Raw genomic sequence first — 1,295 nt, 5'->3', positions numbered from 1 at the left:
GGCAGCGCAGTAAGTATCTCGCCCGCTGGTACGCCAGCCAAGCTGGCGTCATTTGCTGCCCAAAAGCCAGAAAAGGGGCATGCAATCTGCCATTGTTCAGCAGAATGCGTGTCGGCTTCCTCAAGCAATCTAGCGAGCCTGACCGCAACGACCGGATTTACCGTGAACGGTAAGCACCCGGTGAACCCGTCTTGAAGGGGACCCGCGTAGCAAGGAGCATCGTGTCCATCTAGTTCTAGGTGGACACGTGGACACTATCGAAGAGAGCGCGCCAATACGGCGCCGACGTCGGCATAGCGCCGAGTTCAAGGCCAAGGCAGTGCAGGAGTGCATGCAGCCGGGTGTTTCGATCGCGGCGATAGCCCTGCACCATCGCCTCAATGCGAATCTGCTGCGGCGCTGGGTCGCCGAGCAGGAAGCAAAGAATGGCGCGCCTGAGGACCGCGAGTTGATGAGGGTGCCGCAAGGCGAGTTCATCCCGTTGCGGATCGGCGAGCCGACCACTGCCGTGCCGGACATCCAGATCGAAGTCCGCCGTGGCGCGACGACGATCAGTCTTCGCTGGCCGGGATCGGCCGCAGCGCAGTGCGCCCAGTGGCTGCAAGGGTGGTTGCGTTGATTCGGGTGGACGCGATCTGGTTGGCCGTGGAGCCGCTGGACATGCGCGCCGGTACCGAAACGATCCTCGCGCGGGTCGTCAAGGTGTTCGGCGCGGCACGCCCCCACCACGCCTACCTGTTTGCCAATAAGAGTTCGACGCGCATGAAGGTGCTGGTCTACGACGGCTTCGGCATCTGGCTGGCCGCGCGGCGCCTCAACAAGGGGCGCTTCATCTGGACGAACGGCGACCAGGCGATCGCCACGGCGCTCAATCCCGAGCAATTGCGTGCGCTGGTGACGGGGCTGCCTTGGCAGACGCTCACCCACGACCACGCGATCACGGTCGTGTAATACCCCCAAAGCCGTAAACTGGCTTCCTTCCAGAGGACTTGGGGTTCTGGCAGACTCGCCGCATGAACCTACCCACCAACCTCGATGCCCTGAGCCCGGACGAACTGCGCACACTGGCTGCGCAGTTGATGGCCCAGGTCGGCGAGAAGGACCGGGAGTTGCGGTACCGGCAAGCCAAGATCGACCAGCTCACACACGAGCTGGCCATCCACAAGCGCTGGAAGTTCGGCAAGCGCAGCGAGCAACTGACATCTGAACAGGCGAGTCTGCTGGACGAAGCCATTGACGCAGACCTCGAGGCGATTGAGACCGAACTGGAAGCGCTCCTGCCGTCGTCCAAATCT

3 protein-coding genes are annotated in these 1,295 nt (G+C 62.7%); all 3 read left to right on the top strand.

Features of this window, described 5'->3' with window-relative positions; translation table 11 throughout:
• The first annotated feature begins 247 nt into the window (after positions 1-247).
• A complete protein-coding gene (gene tnpA / locus ACIBSV_RS50670; RefSeq protein ID WP_004633552.1) occupies positions 248-619 on the top strand; it encodes an IS66-like element accessory protein TnpA in 372 nt (123 codons plus the stop codon).
• Between the two features lie 5 nt (positions 620-624).
• Entirely contained in the window at positions 625-951 is a 327-nt protein-coding gene (tnpB, locus tag ACIBSV_RS50665; RefSeq protein ID WP_131807846.1) for an IS66 family insertion sequence element accessory protein TnpB, read from the top strand.
• A 62-nt stretch (positions 952-1,013) separates the two neighbouring features.
• Positions 1,014-1,295: transposase (locus ACIBSV_RS50660; RefSeq protein WP_395874803.1), on the top strand; the 282-nt coding region annotated here is incomplete at its 3' end.

The sequence above is a fragment of the Embleya sp. NPDC050154 genome (genome assembly GCF_044460165.1).
Taxonomy (GTDB): Bacteria; Actinomycetota; Actinomycetes; order Streptomycetales; family Streptomycetaceae; genus Embleya.
The sequence above is the reverse complement of the archived record's forward strand: the minus strand, read 5'-3'. Positions and strand labels throughout refer to the sequence as shown.